The sequence below is a fragment of the Enterobacter sp. UNJFSC 003 genome (assembly GCF_036903355.1).
In the GTDB taxonomy this organism is placed as follows: Bacteria; Pseudomonadota; Gammaproteobacteria; order Enterobacterales; family Enterobacteriaceae; genus Enterobacter.
Genome location: NZ_JBAKHK010000077.1, coordinates 1 through 333 on the forward strand (window position 1 = coordinate 1; position 333 = coordinate 333).

General features: G+C 54.7%; 1 protein-coding gene. It reads left to right on the top strand.

The features are described from left to right. Nucleotides 1-333, top strand: a 333-nt coding sequence (locus V5P19_RS23165) for an insulinase family protein (protein ID WP_334407867.1), incomplete at both ends; no start/stop codon positions are given.

The following is a 333-nucleotide window of genomic DNA, read 5'->3' on the forward strand; positions in this document are numbered from 1 at the left end:
CCTTGAACATATGAGTCTGATGGGGTCGAAAAAGTACCCGCAGGCTGACAGTCTGGCCGAATATCTCAAAATGCACGGCGGTAGTCACAATGCCAGCACTGCGCCGTATCGCACGGCTTTCTATCTGGAAGTTGAGAACGACGCCTTGCCTGGTGCGGTAGACCGCCTGGCCGATGCTATTGCTGAACCTTTGCTCGACAAGAAATATGCCGAACGTGAGCGTAATGCGGTGAACGCTGAATTAACCATGGCGCGTACGCGTGACGGGATGCGCATGGCACAGGTCAGCGCAGAAACCATTAACCCGGCACACCCCGGTTCAAAGTTTTCTGG